Annotated in this window: 14 protein-coding genes, 2 rRNA genes and 1 riboswitch; of the genes, 12 read left to right on the forward strand and 4 right to left on the reverse strand. The window is 38.2% G+C overall.

Annotated features, from left to right (window positions below; translation table 11 throughout):
- The 8 genes from BM086_RS19685 to ribH all read left to right on the forward strand — a co-directional run.
- Window positions 1-241: ribosomal RNA gene (locus BM086_RS19685) — 23S ribosomal RNA — on the forward strand; the annotation flags it as partial.
- Window positions 242-393: 152 nt separating this feature from the next.
- Window positions 394-1731, forward strand: coding sequence for an MATE family efflux transporter (locus tag BM086_RS19690; RefSeq protein ID WP_092331914.1), 1338 nt, complete (start codon window positions 394-396; stop codon window positions 1729-1731).
- Between the two features lie 18 nt (window positions 1732-1749).
- A complete protein-coding gene (locus BM086_RS19695) occupies window positions 1750-2688 on the forward strand; it encodes a DMT family transporter (protein ID WP_092331919.1) in 939 nt (312 codons plus the stop codon).
- Window positions 2689-2755: 67 nt separating this feature from the next.
- Complete coding sequence (locus BM086_RS19700; protein ID WP_092331923.1) at window positions 2756-3304, forward strand: hypothetical protein; 549 nt, start codon at window positions 2756-2758, stop codon at window positions 3302-3304.
- A gap of 49 nt (window positions 3305-3353) precedes the next feature.
- A riboswitch (FMN riboswitch) is annotated at window positions 3354-3468 on the forward strand.
- Window positions 3469-3732: 264 nt separating this feature from the next.
- Window positions 3733-4836: a bifunctional diaminohydroxyphosphoribosylaminopyrimidine deaminase/5-amino-6-(5-phosphoribosylamino)uracil reductase RibD gene (gene ribD / locus BM086_RS19705; protein ID WP_092331927.1), complete on the forward strand. Its 1104-nt coding sequence runs from the start codon at window positions 3733-3735 to the stop codon at window positions 4834-4836.
- On the forward strand, window positions 4821-5447 hold the full coding sequence (gene ribE / locus BM086_RS19710) for a riboflavin synthase (protein WP_092331931.1): 627 nt from the start codon (window positions 4821-4823) through the stop codon (window positions 5445-5447). Before ribD ends, ribE begins: the two co-directional genes overlap by 16 nt.
- Window positions 5440-6636, forward strand: a complete 1197-nt coding sequence (locus tag BM086_RS19715; protein WP_092331939.1) for a bifunctional 3,4-dihydroxy-2-butanone-4-phosphate synthase/GTP cyclohydrolase II — start codon at window positions 5440-5442, stop codon at window positions 6634-6636. The genes ribE and BM086_RS19715 overlap by 8 nt, the downstream gene beginning before the upstream one ends.
- A 13-nt stretch (window positions 6637-6649) precedes the next feature.
- On the forward strand, window positions 6650-7120 hold the full coding sequence (ribH, locus tag BM086_RS19720; protein ID WP_092331943.1) for a 6,7-dimethyl-8-ribityllumazine synthase: 471 nt from the start codon (window positions 6650-6652) through the stop codon (window positions 7118-7120).
- 71 nt (window positions 7121-7191) lie between these two features.
- Here ribH and glgX read toward each other — a convergent pair whose 3' ends face one another.
- The 3 genes from glgX to BM086_RS19735 are packed head-to-tail and all read right to left on the reverse strand — an operon-like array spanning window position 7192 to window position 11399.
- Window positions 7192-9258, reverse strand: coding sequence for a glycogen debranching protein GlgX (gene glgX, locus BM086_RS19725; RefSeq protein WP_092331948.1), 2067 nt, complete (start codon window positions 9256-9258; stop codon window positions 7192-7194).
- 17 nt (window positions 9259-9275) lie between these two features.
- Window positions 9276-9590: an STAS domain-containing protein gene (locus BM086_RS19730; RefSeq protein ID WP_175560400.1), complete on the reverse strand. Its 315-nt coding sequence runs from the start codon at window positions 9588-9590 to the stop codon at window positions 9276-9278.
- Window positions 9591-9635: 45 nt separating this feature from the next.
- Window positions 9636-11399: a PP2C family protein-serine/threonine phosphatase gene (locus BM086_RS19735; RefSeq protein WP_092331957.1), complete on the reverse strand. Its 1764-nt coding sequence runs from the start codon at window positions 11397-11399 to the stop codon at window positions 9636-9638.
- 440 nt (window positions 11400-11839) lie between these two features.
- On the opposite strand from BM086_RS19735, the gene BM086_RS19740 reads away from it, so the two are divergent.
- The 3 genes from BM086_RS19740 to BM086_RS19750 are packed head-to-tail and all read left to right on the forward strand — an operon-like array spanning window position 11840 to window position 13977.
- Window positions 11840-12319, forward strand: a complete 480-nt coding sequence (locus BM086_RS19740) for a hypothetical protein (protein WP_092331961.1) — start codon at window positions 11840-11842, stop codon at window positions 12317-12319.
- Between the two features lie 9 nt (window positions 12320-12328).
- Window positions 12329-13447, forward strand: coding sequence for a DUF6765 family protein (locus tag BM086_RS19745; protein ID WP_092331965.1), 1119 nt, complete (start codon window positions 12329-12331; stop codon window positions 13445-13447).
- Window positions 13444-13977, forward strand: coding sequence for a DUF308 domain-containing protein (locus BM086_RS19750; protein WP_092331970.1), 534 nt, complete (start codon window positions 13444-13446; stop codon window positions 13975-13977). The genes BM086_RS19745 and BM086_RS19750 overlap by 4 nt, the downstream gene beginning before the upstream one ends.
- A gap of 42 nt (window positions 13978-14019) precedes the next feature.
- Here BM086_RS19750 and BM086_RS19755 read toward each other — a convergent pair whose 3' ends face one another.
- Window positions 14020-14325, reverse strand: coding sequence for a YolD-like family protein (locus BM086_RS19755; protein ID WP_092331974.1), 306 nt, complete (start codon window positions 14323-14325; stop codon window positions 14020-14022).
- Window positions 14326-14906: 581 nt separating this feature from the next.
- Between BM086_RS19755 and BM086_RS19760 the strand changes: the two genes are divergently transcribed.
- Window positions 14907-15168, forward strand: a 16S ribosomal RNA gene (locus BM086_RS19760); the annotation flags it as partial.

Consider the following 15168-nt stretch of genomic DNA (forward strand, 5'->3'; position numbering starts at 1 on the left):
GAGAGGACCGGGATGGACGGACCGCTGGTGTATCAGCTGCATCGCCAGATGCATAAGGCTGGGTAGCCACGTCCGGAAGGGATAAACGCTGAAGGCATCTAAGCGTGAAGCCCCCCTCAAGATGAGATATCCCTGCGAAAGCAGTAAGACCCCTTGGAGAGTACGAGGTAAGATAGGCACAAGGTGTAAGCGTGGTAACACGTTCAGCTGATGTGTACTAATAGGTCGAGGGCTTATCCAAAAGATAAGATGTATAGGGAAAAAGGATTTAGATTAGTCAGTGTTCGGTTTTGAAGGTACGAGTCAAAGAAGAATTGTAGATAGATTATTTTTTATCCATAGTCCGTAGGGGTTATGGATTTTTTACTATTGTTACAGAGAGGAATAGCTGAAATGCAGAATGAATTATTTGAGAAAGCGCCAATTCCAAAAGCTTATATGAAAATGGCGCTTCCTGTTGTGATGGGTATGATCGTAACTCTGGTATATAACCTGGTGGATACTTACTTTATTGCGCTTACAGGAAATACCAATCTTATTGCTGGCATATCATTATGCGCACCATTATTTACATTGCTTTTGGCAATAGGAGATATTTTCGGAATTGGAGGAAGTTCAGTAATTTCAAGAATTCTTGGTACTCATAATGTAGAAGAAGCCAGGAAAAAGAGTACATTCTGTTTTTATGTATCGATTGTAACAGGAATTATTTTTACAATATTCATGTTGCTGTTTAAAAAACAAGTGCTTATATTACTTGGCGCAACAACTCAGACTTATGAATATGCAAATAACTACTATTCGTGGTTAGTTTTGGGTTCGACTTTTGTTATATTTTCTCTTGTACCTTCTAATCTGCTTAGAGCTGAAGGGATGTCTTTTGAATCCATGATAGGATCTGTAATTGGAACAGTTGTGAATATTATACTTGATCCTGTATTTATCTTTGGCTTAGGACTTGGAGCGGCAGGAGCTGCTATTGCAACGGTGTTAGGCTATATTGTTACTTGCGTATTTTTTTCTTATTGCATTGCAAAGAAGAGTAAAGTCCTTTCTTTGGATATAAGACTATTAAGTCTTGATGGGGCTAGTTTTGCCAGCGTGCTTGCGATAGGTCTTCCTTCTAGTATTACGAACCTTATGCAGACAATCGGTATTACATTAACTAACAGATTTTTACAACCATATGGGGATGATTCCATAGCAGTTATGGGAATCGTGCTTAAAATTGTAAACATAGCGCTTCTTGTTATCGTGGGACTGGCATTTGGTGGTCAGCCATTTATTGGATATAATTATGGTGCAGGGTTAAGGGATAGATTAAAGAAGATAATTGGTTTTGGATTAGCTGTAACCGGAGGTTGTGGAGTTGCTTTCCTCGTGATATTGTCAATTCTAGCAAGAGGATTGATTTCACATTTCTTAAATGATCCTGAACTTATAAGCCTTGGCATAAGTATACTTAGATGGCAACTTCTTGGTATGCCTCTCATGGGAATATGCTTAATTATCATTGTTACATTTCAATCTACCGGCAAGGCTACCGGGGCATTCATTTTGTCAGCTTGCAGACAGGGAATAGTTTTTTTACCGGTAATATTTATTATGTCAAAAATAGCTGGATTAAACGGTGTAATTATGTCACAGTGTATATCAGATATGATTACTGTTGTGGTTGCCTTTATTTTGTTCAAAGTTTTCTTGGGAAAGCAATTTAAGGCTGATGTATAAAACGAAGAGGCAAGAATAATGAGTGAAAGTTTTAAAAAGAGCATTTGGACTTATTTTCCTGTTACTTTTTTTACGGCATTATTTTGCTGCGTGCTGTGGGGAAGTGCTTCTCCTGCAATAAAAATAGCGTATGACCTGTTTAGAATTCCTCCGGAAGATACGGCATCAAGGATAATGCTTGCGGGTGCAAGATTTATTCTGGCTGGGGCGATGACAATAGTCTTTGGTTCTGTAATATCAAAGAAGATTCTTTTCCCGAAGAAAGAATCCGTTAGATATATAGCGGTGCTATCACTTTTACAGACAATAGGGCAATATTTTTTCTTCTTTATGTCACTTGCGTATATTAGTGGTGTGAGGGGTTCTATAATTAACGCTTCAGGGAATTTTCTTGCAATAATCATAGCGGTGTACATATTTCGTTTAGAAAAGCTTTCTATTAAAAAACTAGTAGGTTGTATTATTGGCTTTTCAGGAATAATCGTGATTTTAGGTGGCTTTAGTGCGTTAACTTCAGGTGGTGCAATTACTTTTCAGGGAGAGGGAGCAATGCTTATAGCAGCGCTCTTTTATGCTTTTTCTTCATGCTGTATTAAGATTTTTTCAAAATATGAGAATCCTGTAATCCTAAGCGGATATCAGTTTATGTTTGGAGGAGCCGTTCTTTATCTTATTGGGCTTTTTATGGGGGGTAGTCTTGTCTTTTGTAGTGCATCCTGTGCATACAATCTTATTTACATGGGATTTATTTCAGCGGGTGCGTATACCCTTTGGGGAGTGCTTCTTAAGCATAATCCGGTCAGTCGAGTATCCATATTTGGTTTCATTAACCCTGTAATGGGAGTTTTATTATCTGCGTTGTTTCTAGGGGAAAACAAAGAGGCTTTTTCATTAAACGGGATATTGGCGCTTGTGCTTGTTGCAGCGGGCATAATGATTGTTAATGCAGAAAAATAGTACATTACGCCTGTCTTTGTTTGTAATATTCCGATATAATGAATTGTATGCGGGAGGTAATTAGTGCATGAATGAAGATAAAGGCAAATTGACAATCGGGGAAATTATAAAATGTGCTGTGCTGGCAGTCGTTGGAGTGTTATGCTTTGGGATTATGCCTGATCAAATGGGAATCTTTGGATGGGTTTTGTTTGCTGTGGGGACACTTCTGTTTATTATCGGAGTATTTAGGTTTTATTCACTAATTCCTGACGGGAAAACAAAGAGTGATAGTCTTCTGAAAACGTTTTGGGTTGGGGTAATAGCTGTTGCTGTTCAAGTTGCAGGTTTTTTCTATTTATATGGAACCGGAGGTACGGGTAAGGGCGCTGCGATTGCAACACTTACACTATGTGTGAGTTTGGGACTTGTTATCAGTGTGGTGAATTTCGATAATAAGAAGCAAAAAAATATGCTCATTATAATTTGTAGAATAATTTCGATTCCAATTCTTGCAGCAGCTATTTTACTTAATATTCGTGATGATTTTTCAAATGCCAGTATTTTTGTGGGGACTATGCTTATAATTGAGCTTTTTATTGTTGGCAAAGTAGCATTGTTGCCACTTGAAAAATGAACAGTTGACATATACGATTTAATACTTTACAATTTTAAACAATTGAATAGATTTTCTTCAGGGCAGGGTGTAATTCCCTACCGGCGGTATAGCCCGCGAGCCTTATGGCATGATTCGGTGAGATTCCGAGGCCGACAGTATAGTCTGGATGAGAGAAGAGTAATAGCTTATGGATAGTATCCCTGGGAATATTTTATGTTCTCAGGGATTTTTTGTTTAAGTGGAAATTGTTTTGCAAATCCTATTGAATAAAAAACACTTACTATTTATCTGAGTGATTGATGATAAGCATATTGGGTGCCTTGAATTTAAATGTTCAAGGCACCTTTTTTAATGAAAATATGTTGCATAAATTAGACCGCGATCGGCGCGAGAATGGTGTGAGCGACATTTTTTCTTGTTTTGATGAAAAGTTTTGGAGGATGGGGATGAATGACGAATATTATATGAGAAGGGCCATTGAATTGGCTAAAAAAGGAGCGGGGTTTGTGAGTCCTAATCCAATGGTAGGAGCAGTCATTGTAAAGGATGGGCGGATTATTGCTGAGGGCTATCATGAGAAGTATGGAGAATTGCATGCAGAGCGCAATGCGCTTAAAAACTGCAGCGAAGATCCTAAGGGAGCATCCATATATGTGACACTTGAGCCGTGTTGCCATTATGGGAAGACTCCTCCTTGCACGGAAGCGATAATTGAGAGCGGAATTAAAAAGGTTGTGGTTGGCACACTTGATGTTAATCCTATTGTTGCAGGCAAAGGAGTACAAATTCTAAAAGAGCACGGGATTGAAGTGATAGTGGGCGTTTTAGAAGATGAAGTAGTAAAGCTAAACAGGATTTTTAATAAATATATTACTACGAAACTACCTTATGTGGTTATGAAATATGCTATGACTTCAGATGGGAAAATAGCGACTAGAACTGGAGCTTCACGATGGATTAGTTGCGATGAATCAAGACGAAAAGTTCACGAAATAAGAAGCAGATTGACAGCAATCATGGTCGGAGTAGGAACTGTAAAAGCAGACGATCCGTTACTTACATGCAGACTGGATAAAGAACATAAGAATCCAATCAGGATAATATGCGATACAAAGCTTACAACACCGCTTGATGCGCAGGTGGTTGTTGACGCAGTAAATAATAAAACCATAATAGCTACATGTGTAAGTGATGAAGAGAAAATTAAACAATATGAAAACCTGGGATGCATGGGTCTTCAGTTACCTGAGAAAGGAGGAGTTGTTGATTTACAAGAGCTCATGAAATCACTCGGGGCAATGGGGATTGATAGCATTCTTCTTGAAGGTGGAGCAACATTAAACTATAGTGCGCTGAAGGAAAAAATAGTGGATGAAATCCAAATTTTTATGGCTCCGAAGATATTTGGCGGACATGCAAAAACACCTGTGGAAGGTGAAGGAATAGATATACCTGATAATGCGATACAGCTTGTCACCGGCAGCATAACAAAGGTTGGACAGGATATTTTAATAGAAAATGAGGTGGTATATCAATGTTCACAGGAATAATAGAAGAAATTGGCAAGATTAAGTCAGTTAACAGAGGGAGTGCAAACAGCCAGATGGTTATTGGAGCTGATAAAGTACTTTCGGATGTTCAGCTTGGTGATAGTATTGCTGTAAACGGTGTGTGTCTTACGGTGGTTAGTTTTAATGAAAAAAGTTTTACGGTTGATGTTATGAATGAGACTTATTCCAGGTCGAGTTTGGGAGACTTGCGGGTGGGAAGTTTGGTTAATCTTGAGAGAGCAATGCCATCTAATGGGAGATTTGGGGGGCATATTGTATCAGGACATATAGATGGCACAGGGCGGATTAAAGCCACCAGGTGTGATGGAAATGCAGTTTGGTACGAGATAACTGCCGATAGTAATATCCTCAACGGAATAGTTGAAAAAGGTTCAATAGCAATAGATGGAATCAGTCTTACGGTTGCTTTGGTTACTACAAGTAGCTTCAGTGTGTCAATAATACCACATACACTAGAAAGAACTATTTTAAAAGAAAAGCGGGCTGGAAGTGTTGTTAACCTCGAGAATGATATCATCGGGAAATATGTATATTCATTTTTATCAAAGTCTGAAGGAAAAAAGGATTTTTGGGAGGTAATGTATGGATAAAAATCTTGTTGAGAAAGCGCTTAACGATCTAAGAGCTGGAAAACTTGTACTTGTAATGGACGATGAAGACAGGGAAAACGAAGGGGATCTAATCTGCGCTGCAGAATTTGCGACTACAGAAAATGTAAATTACATGGCATGTAAGGCAAAAGGGCTTATATGCATGCCTGTAAGTAAGAAAATCGCCGGAGTTATGGGGCTTTTCCCTATGGTTGAAGATAATACTGACAATCACGAAACAGCATTTACTGTATCTGTGGACTATAAAGATACTACTACCGGAATATCCGCAGCTGAACGTGGATTGACAGCAAGGAAGATGGTGGAGTCTGATGTTACTGCAGCTGATTTTAGACGACCGGGGCATATGTTTCCGCTTATCGCAAAAGATGGTGGAGTTCTTGTAAGAGCAGGACATACGGAGGCAACAGTTGATCTTATGCGTCTTGCAGGCTTAAAAGAATGTGGTCTTTGTTGCGAGATTATGTCTGAGGACGGAAGCATGATGAGACGCAAGGAACTTGAAAACTTTGCCAAGAATGAAGGCATAACAATGATAACCATTGCGGACATAGCTGAGTACAGAAAGATATATGACAAGCTTGTGGAATGCGTATCTATAGTGAAAATGCCGACAAAATATGGTTACTTTATGGCTCACTGCTATATCAACAAGATCAACGGAGAGCATCATGTTGCGCTTGTTAATGGTGACATTGGAAGTGGTGAAGAAGTGCTCTGCCGTGTTCATTCTGAGTGTCTTACAGGAGATGTTTTTGGGTCTATGAGATGTGATTGTGGTCAGCAGTTTGAAAAAGCTATGGAGATGATATCGCAAAATGGCCGTGGAATTCTTTTATATATGAGGCAGGAAGGCCGTGGAATAGGGCTTGTAAATAAGCTAAGGGCATATAAGCTTCAGGATGGCGGAATGGATACGCTTGATGCTAACCTTGCACTTGGATTTCCCGGAGATTTAAGGGAATACTATGTAGGTGCTCAGATTCTTAGAGATTTAGGTGTCCGTTCACTAAAACTTTTGACAAATAATCCTGACAAAGTATATCAGCTAGAAGATTATGGGATGGAAATTAGTGAGAGAGTACCGATTGAGATAGATGCGAACAGATTTGATGTCTTTTACCTAAAAACTAAAAAAGCAAGAATGGGACACATTCTTGGAATTTAAGGAGGATATGAAAATGAGAGTATATGAAGGAAATTTAGTATCAGAGAGCATTAAGGTGGGAATAGTAGTAGCAAGATTTAATGAGTTTATCACAAACAAGCTTCTTGGAGGAGCGATTGATGGGTTAAAAAGAGAGAATGTCAACGATGATGATATAGAAGTAGCGTGGGTCCCGGGTGCTTTTGAAATCCCTCTTATTGCGCGTAAGATGGCAGATACAGGAAAATATGATGCAATTATTTGCCTTGGAGCGGTTATTAGAGGAGCAACATCTCATTATGATTATGTCTGTGCTGAGGTTTCAAAGGGAATCGCTCAGGTTGGACTTGAAGCAAAGATTCCTGTCATGTTCGGAGTGTTGACAACAGATACTATTGAGCAGGCAATTGAACGAGCAGGTACTAAAGCAGGAAATAAAGGATTTGAGTGTGCACAAGGGGCAATAGAGATGGTAAATCTCATAAGAGAGATAGGGAAAAACTAAGAATATCCATAAGATAACAGAGGGGTTAGTGGATTGAGAAAACCACTAACCCTTTGAAAATGCGATGCTTATTACTGTGCAATTAGTATTGCGGTGGATCTGGGACACATATGTATATACTCACTGCCATTATATTTTGAATCGCCTGAATCTACATATATTTTCCATTTATATCCTTCCGGCACGATTGGAAGTCCAAAATCATGATCTTCCCAATGAGCATTTACCACAATGTATATGAATGTGCTTTTTCCGGTTTTGTATTTTTCGCCGTCTTCAGCATACATATAGGCAAAAGCGAGACCCGGAGCACATTCATCCAGCTGCCATGGAGAAAGCCCATGAAGCGAGAATTCAGGGTAACCGGTGCTGTTATAACCTTCATCAAAAGCATTTGTGCAAAGCGCAGGATGTTTTTTTCTCAAAGAAATCAGTTTTTTTACATATTTGAACAATTCTTTGTTTTTTTCAAGAAAAGACCAGTCAATCCATGAAAGTTCGCTGTCCTGACAATAGGCATTGTTGTTGCCGTATTGAGTGTTGGCAAATTCGTCACCGGACAAAAGCATTGGAATACCGCGACTTGTCAGTAGGATAGTAAGCATATTTTTCATTTGGCGTTTTCTTAGTTCGATGATATTTTTATCGTTTGTCTCGCCTTCCTGACCGCAGTTCCAACTGTCATTATCATTGTTGCCATCTCTGTTTTCTTCGCCATTTGCTTCATTGTGCTTGTCATTATATGAAACAAGGTCATAGAGAGTAAATCCGTCATGGCATGTGATAAAATTGATAGATGCTTCGGAATTGCCATTCCCGTAGATATCTGATGAACCACGGATTCTCCAATATAGTTCAGGTGCATTTTCTGCGCTGCCTTTTATGAATTTTCTGACACAGTCTCTGTATTTTCCATTCCATTCAGCCCATTTTCCCCAGGATCTGAAAGTGCCAATCTGGTATAAACCACCGGCATCCCATGCTTCTGCTATGAGAAGTGTCTTTCCCAGAACCGAATCATTGGCAATACTGTCAAGAAGTGGCGGATTCATCATTGGAGCGCCTGTTTTGTCTCTTGATAAGATTGAAGCAAGATCGAATCTGAAACCATCTACGTGGAAAGAGCTTACCCAGTATCTAAGGCAATCCAGTACCACATTTCTCACAACAGGGTTATTGCAGTTCATTGTGTTTCCACAACCACTAAAATTATAATAATATCCTTCAGGAGTCAGAAGGTAATAGGTTCTGTTATCTATACCACGATAAGAGATATAAGGGCCGTTTTCATTACCTTCAGCGGTGTGATTAAATACGACATCAAGCACTACTTCAATACCGTTTAGATGGAACTGTTTTATGAGATTTTTAAGCTCGTCAACCTCCATGCCAAAAGGTGCAGATGCGGCATAGCCTGCTTTGGGCGCAAAGAAGCCGACTGTTGAATAACCCCAATAGTTATATAATGGATGCCCATTGTATTCTCTTGAATTTTCAAATTCGTCAAATTCAAAGATTGGCATGAGTTCTACGCAGTTTACACCGAGGTCTTTTAAATATGGTATTTTTTCAGTAAGACCTGCAAAAGTACCTTTACGTCTTACGCCACTGTTTGGATTGGCGGTAAAAGAACGTACATGCAGTTCATATATAATCAGTTTGCTTGAATCAATCTCAAGAGGCTTATCGCCATTCCAAAGGTAGTCTTCGCAGACAATCTGACCACGATGCTGGAACGGATTACTGTCTTTAGGTGGCTTTCCCCAAATGGTTCTTCCTGAAATTGATTTTGCATATGGATCGAGAAGAATCTTGTTTTTGTCATATAAAAGTCCCTTGGCAGGGTCATAAGGCCCATCGAAACGATAACCGTATTCAGTGGTTTCAATATCAATGCCAAATACCATCATCGTATAAACATTGCCTATTCTGAACTCTTCAGGGAATGGAATCTCAATCCAGGGTTCATCCTGTCCGTGGTGGAAAAGAACCAGTGTACAACCGGTTGCTTCTTTTGAATAGATGCTGAAATTTACTCCATTTTCCGAATCTAAAGTTGCGCCGAATGGGAATACTCTGCCGACACGATATGATAAATTTCCGATTTTATTAGTGGGGAATGTATCAATTAGCTTCATAGCAGCCTCCGTTTGATTCAATCATTTTCAAATGTCATAAAATCTGAAAAACCTACGTCATCAAAGACTTCTTTTATATCGGGGCTGAGGTTTTTTATAACCATAGTTCCCTGTTGGTCCATAATCTGTTGGGCCAAAATAAGGACTCTTAAGCCGGCAGAAGAAACGTAGCTTACATCTTTCATTTCAAGAATTAGAGATGTTATGCCTTGAAGAGTTTTTTCATTTATCACTTCGGAAAAGTGTATGGAAGTTATGGTGTCGATACGCCCACTAAGTGAGACTATTAATTCTTTTCCGTTTTTCTTTTCTTCAATGTTAAGTTCACTCATGAAATAGTCCTCCATCTGGTCAAAACTGTGATTTGTGGCATTTTATTACGCATTATAAGGTCCATTGTATGTAAAGACCAACATGGTAATATCGTCGAATTGGGGAGCTGTTCCCACAAACTCATCGATAGAGCTTTTTACATGTTCTATTATTTCCTTTGGGTTTTTATCAGTAACTTGATTAAGTGTATCTATCAGCCTTTCTGAGCCAAACAACTCTTCATTTTCATTGGTCGCTTCTGTAACACCATCGGTATAGACAAAAATTTTATCGCCTGGGGTGAGTTGCCATTCATTGTCTTTGATTGTAATTTTTTTAGAGAGCCCCAGTGCTAGTGAATGTTTATTTTTTATAAGTTCAAATTTACCATCAAGGTGGCATAATGTTGGTTTTTCGTGTCCTGCATTTGCTTCAACAGCTATTCCGGTAGATAACTCTATGATAAGGAGCCATGTGGTGATAAAGAGTTTTTCTTTGTTATGTTCAAGAAGCTGGGCATTTACTTCAGATAATATCACTGCGGGAGATTTCCCTAAGGATGATTTATCTTTTATTATGGTTTTGGCTTCCATCATGAAAAGAGCGGCGGGTATTCCTTTGCCGGAAACATCAGCTATTACAAATGCTAAGTGATCATCATCGATAAAAAAGAAATCATAGAGATCGCCGCCTACTTCTTTTGCAGGAGCCATGGAAGCAAAGATTTCAACTCTCTTTTCAATACTGCTATCTGGGAAATTGGTAGGCAGCCTTGAACTTTGAATGTTTGAAGCTAAAGAAAGCTCTGATTCAATTTTGCTTTTTTCTGCAGCAAGAGCAGTTGTTTCAACGGTGTAGGAATGGATTTTTTTTACCATTGTTTCTATATTTTTAGCAAGTATTCCAATTTCATTTGTAGAGGTTATGCTTTTCATTTGCGATACAAGTTTAATTGTATCAAGGTCATTGGTGTAGTTTTCAAGCCCTTTTTGCACTTTGGAAAGTGGCTTCACTATCATATGATACAGACGAAGAAGGAGTACTATTCCCAAAAGTATCGCCATAATAATCATGAAGCTAAGTATTGTACTTGCAAGTTTAAAGTTTGTTCTTGCTATGAAATTTTTTTCAATTGTAATTGCAACTAAACCTACTATTTTTTCATCAGATTTGATGGGATATACAACGGCAGCCAGGGTTTCGCCGTTTTGTTCTGCTATGGCGACGGTATTGTTTATTGCGGGGCTTAAATCATCGTCTTCTGAGCTTTGTATTTCGTGACTACTTACGACAGCTACTATTTCTCCTAGTGCAAGATGCTTTGCTGAGCTATCGATACATACTTGGTACTGTCCTTCGTCTATTTTGGCAAGCAAAAATGGACCATCCAGAGAGGCTGGCTCAAGATCATGAGCATAATTAAAGGAGTCTGTAAAGTTGTCGAACAATAAACTGGCATAGAATAATTGTGCGCGGGTTCCTTCTTTTTCAGGTGAAAGCATTGAAGCATCAAAATCGGAATCGCTCTGATCTATCAAGTCTAAAATATCACTGTTTTGCTGCCAGTATTCGCTTGTTAAAGTCTCGGGGTGCTCTAACCATACTTTTAAAAGCTGCTCATGATTCCGGATAATTTCAATTGTCTCGGTTATTTCCTGGGCTTCTGAGTAAGCTGTTTCACATTCTGTTGTTAATGCCTGTGCACTGAATCCTACGTATGACAAGCCGGTTATAATGCCAATCATGATAGCAAAAATGATCAGAAAATTGATACCATATTGAATTAGTATATATTTTCTTTTGGTTTTTGATTCGGATTTTTTTTTCATAAGCGTAACAGAAAAAGTAAAAAGGCAATAAACGTATTATTCTAATAAATGTTACTGTATTATTATAAACTACACTGTAGATGTTAACTAATGAATAATCTAATGTTTATATAAATATAATAAATTTAAATGCGATAAAAATATCGGAAAGAAATTCTTATTTTTTTGTAAAAGCGTCATTATATGTTGTACATAAAAATTGTCAGAGGGTACAATTAAAATGTAGGAATATGCAAGAAAATTGTTATGGAATGACTCGGATGAATATAATAACGAATGATATTAAATATTTCCATAAATTGAAGTATTTATCACGGCAGATTTAAATAATCGGATTATTCATTGTTACATGAAAACAGAAGTACATGCGAGTTTTTTGAAATTATTTTAGAATACGTGATTGTGGTCGAACAACATATTTAGTGCACCTGGTGGGAGATATGGATAAAGAATTAGAGATTTCTTTAAGAAAATATAATAAGAATATTGAACTTGGTGGACAGGCCATGATTATTTTTGGCGTATGGTCAATCATTAAGGTGATATTGCCACTTCTGGTAGGTCAGCAGACAATAGCGGAACTGTTGGCGATTGATACAGTGGAAGTGGAGGATTATCTGACTTTAATCATTTTTTTTGCTTTTATGGGACTAATTTTATTATTCCATTTCCGCATGGGGAGTAGCGCAATAAAGTATGCTAAAGGAACGAAAAATAAAAAAGGTTTTTTGGTGAGAGCATATATCATTTTAATCATGAATATAGTGTTTTTTCCGTTTTATTTTATTGGATTCAAAGAAGGAAATATTTCTAATACTATTATTGCATCAATGCTAGTTGATATTACTGTGATTGTTTCGCTGTTTGATTTGATCATTTCCACATATAAAGTTGGGAAAATAAGAAAACAATTTGGTTAGGAATAGTCTATGCAGGAAGATTTTCATTATTATGCCACATATTGTGCAGCTTTTTTGTCCGGTTTTTCTCATGAGGAAAGCATGGGCATCTGTTATAGTGCGCAATTTGTTGATTATTGTTCAAGGACGATTCTGGAAAAGATTAAAGCGCCAAAGAATGCGGCAACTACGCAGCTTCAACTTGAAATGATGGATGCAAGGGTCGATATACTTGGGCTACAGGATATCACTAGAATATGGTCGTCATTTCATTTTTTGCCAAAAGATCTTTATGCTAAAAAAGAGAAACGTTCTAAACGTTATATGAGCAAATATCGGCTCATTTGCGGACCTAATGGAGATTTGGTGGTTAAGACGGTAGAGAATGCGAAGGATAAGAGTTTGCAGCATATTGGAATAGCAATGCATGTCTTGGCGGATACCTGGGCACATGCTAATTTTGCCGGAACACCGTCACTTGTTATCAATAATGTCGACAATGAGTTTTATGAGTACATTGAAAAAGACGGGAAGGAGATAGAGAGAAAAGTTAAGTTCAGGCATAATCCGTCTGCTGCGGATGATCTTGAACAGGGATTGTATACTAATAGTCTTTATCAGGGGAACGAAAATTCAATAATGAATCTCGGACATGGAAGAGCTGGCCATTTTCCTGATTATTCCTTTGCAAAATACAGATATCTCCCTGCATGGGGGGATTATGATGTGATAATCAAAGATAATCCGCACGATTATGAACGTGCTTTTGCTCAGATGGTAAGAGCCATGAAATTTTTAAATGGCACAATGTTTGGTTTTGATAAAAATATGTATGATGAGTCGGTCCTTGAGAAATATGGTGATAGGATAAGGGAAATCATTTGTAAAAGGCAACTCATTGCCAATGATGATTGGAAACAATTTGGACAGGAATTGTCTGGCTGTGAGATAGAGAGTTTTGATATAAAAAAATATCAGGATGAATATATAAATGCCGGAAAAGATGAGAAAGGGGATACCTTCATCGGTAAGTTTATTGAAGGTGCTCTTTCACAAAAGGGCATGGTTACAAATGAAATCTATGAATCGGGCAGTAAATTGGCAGGCTTTTCTAAGGTGGTAAACAAAGAGAAAGGTTTGGGGCTATGACGTATTTACAAAGAATTAATAGCGTGATCAGCGGGATAATATCTATTGCGGTGGCGGTATTATTGATCTTATATCCGAATTATGCGTACGCAGTTATCCTGACAATACTGGGATTTGGCCTAATGATCGCAGGAATAAAGACGCTGATATATTTTTTTACCATGGCAAGATACATGGTTGGGGGAAAAGTGTCTCTTTATAAAGGGGTCATCCTGTTTGACTTTGCAGCGTTTACCCTGTCGCTTACAAATGTTCCCAAAATCTATATCCTGATATATCTTGCCGGCATTCATGCTTTTTCCGGACTTGTTGAGATACTGCGAGCTAATGAGGCGAGAAATAATGGAGCAAAAAATTTTAAGTTAAAATTCGCACATGGTATTATCGATGTATTTATGGCAATCTGCTGTTTTGTCTTTATCAAAAAGACCAATACTGCGGTGTTTATTTATAGTTTAGGAATTATTTATTCTGCTATTCTCAGGATTATAACAGCGTTTAGAAAATCAACTTTGATGTATGTCAGGTGAGTAGTGTTTTGCTACATTCATAATCATTTAAAGTGGTTTTCTTTAACACCTAATTTCTTTTATACTGTCAAAACTTATATCTGTTGTTACAACTGTAAGATATCTTGCATCTGTTTTTATTCTGGATATCAGCCCGGTCTTCTTGATATAGCAGCCTGAGTCATAATAGACTATGGTGACCATATCGCCGACTTTAAGAATTGATAATTGATGATCAAGGTATTCCAGTGTTTCTTCTGTAAGAATTATTTGGGGAACTTCTATACGTTCTTTTTCACGCAAGGTATCTTCAAAACCTTTCAGGGCGGCAAAAGGCATGAATTGGCTTGCTCTGTCTGCTCTTGGCATGGATTCCTCCTATTTGTACTTGTATCATATTCTCACGAAATGCGCAGAGTAGTGCGTATTTCTGAAATATCATTCGATAATTCATACATTCACATAAGTAAAGGTTGAGTTTGGGTGAAAGTGTGTTTCGAATATATGTTTGTACAATTAACATGATACTACGCAAGAACATATGTTTCAATCGAACAGAAAATAAAATTTTTGAAAAAGATTAAAAAAAGTTGTTGACATGAAAGTGAGTGGATGGTATATTTGTATTCGTTGCTGCTGACGCGACAGAACACAACAACCGCAAATGCAGCAGTGGAGCGGATTACAAGCTCCAGCACATTGACAAATAAACAGTAATGCAACCCTGAAAAATTCCAAAAAGCATTGAGCAGGGCGAATGATTAAGTAAGTAGCTTGTGTAAGCTTGCTTACTAAAAGATGCTTACTTAATCATTCATTTTGCGATAGCAAAAGCTTGGGAATTACGAAGTAATTCGCAAGACCGCTCAATAAAGAATTATTCAGAACGAAAATAGTAAATAACGGACAGAACAAAAGCCAAGCTTAAGTTCTGACCAGATCAAACTTTTAAACGTGAGAGTTCGATCCTGGCTCAGGATGAACGCTGGCGGCGTGCCTAACACATGCAAGTCGAACGGATTTTGCTCGCAGCAGAGACTTCGGTCGAAGCTTGAGTAAAGTTAGTGGCGGACGGGTGAGTAACGCGTGGGCAACCTGCCTCATACTGGGGGATAACAGTTGGAAACGACTGTTAATACCGCATAAGCGCACAGTGTCGCATGACACAGTGTGAAAAACTCCGGTGGTATGAGATGGGCCCGCGTCAGATTA

Source organism: Butyrivibrio sp. YAB3001 (genome assembly GCF_900112195.1).
In the GTDB taxonomy this organism is placed as follows: domain Bacteria; phylum Bacillota; class Clostridia; order Lachnospirales; family Lachnospiraceae; genus Butyrivibrio.

Bases quoted from the DNA above. Each gene is read 5' to 3' on its own strand.
- ribH (WP_092331943.1), top strand. From the start codon at position 6,650: ATGAGAGTATATGAAGGAAATTTAGTATCAGAGAGCATTAAGGTGGGA.
- BM086_RS19730 (WP_175560400.1), bottom strand. From the start codon at position 9,590: ATGAGTGAACTTAACATTGAAGAAAAGAAAAACGGAAAAGAATTAATA.
- ribD (WP_092331927.1), top strand. From the start codon at position 3,733: ATGAATGACGAATATTATATGAGAAGGGCCATTGAATTGGCTAAAAAA.
- BM086_RS19755 (WP_092331974.1), bottom strand. From the start codon at position 14,325: ATGCCAAGAGCAGACAGAGCAAGCCAATTCATGCCTTTTGCCGCCCTG.
- BM086_RS19700 (WP_092331923.1), top strand. From the start codon at position 2,756: ATGAATGAAGATAAAGGCAAATTGACAATCGGGGAAATTATAAAATGT.
- BM086_RS19695 (WP_092331919.1), top strand. From the start codon at position 1,750: ATGAGTGAAAGTTTTAAAAAGAGCATTTGGACTTATTTTCCTGTTACT.
- BM086_RS19715 (WP_092331939.1), top strand. From the start codon at position 5,440: ATGGATAAAAATCTTGTTGAGAAAGCGCTTAACGATCTAAGAGCTGGA.
- ribE (WP_092331931.1), top strand. From the start codon at position 4,821: ATGTTCACAGGAATAATAGAAGAAATTGGCAAGATTAAGTCAGTTAAC.
- BM086_RS19750 (WP_092331970.1), top strand. From the start codon at position 13,444: ATGACGTATTTACAAAGAATTAATAGCGTGATCAGCGGGATAATATCT.
- BM086_RS19740 (WP_092331961.1), top strand. From the start codon at position 11,840: ATGGATAAAGAATTAGAGATTTCTTTAAGAAAATATAATAAGAATATT.
- BM086_RS19745 (WP_092331965.1), top strand. From the start codon at position 12,329: ATGCAGGAAGATTTTCATTATTATGCCACATATTGTGCAGCTTTTTTG.
- BM086_RS19735 (WP_092331957.1), bottom strand. From the start codon at position 11,399: ATGAAAAAAAAATCCGAATCAAAAACCAAAAGAAAATATATACTAATT.
- glgX (WP_092331948.1), bottom strand. From the start codon at position 9,258: ATGAAGCTAATTGATACATTCCCCACTAATAAAATCGGAAATTTATCA.
- BM086_RS19690 (WP_092331914.1), top strand. From the start codon at position 394: ATGCAGAATGAATTATTTGAGAAAGCGCCAATTCCAAAAGCTTATATG.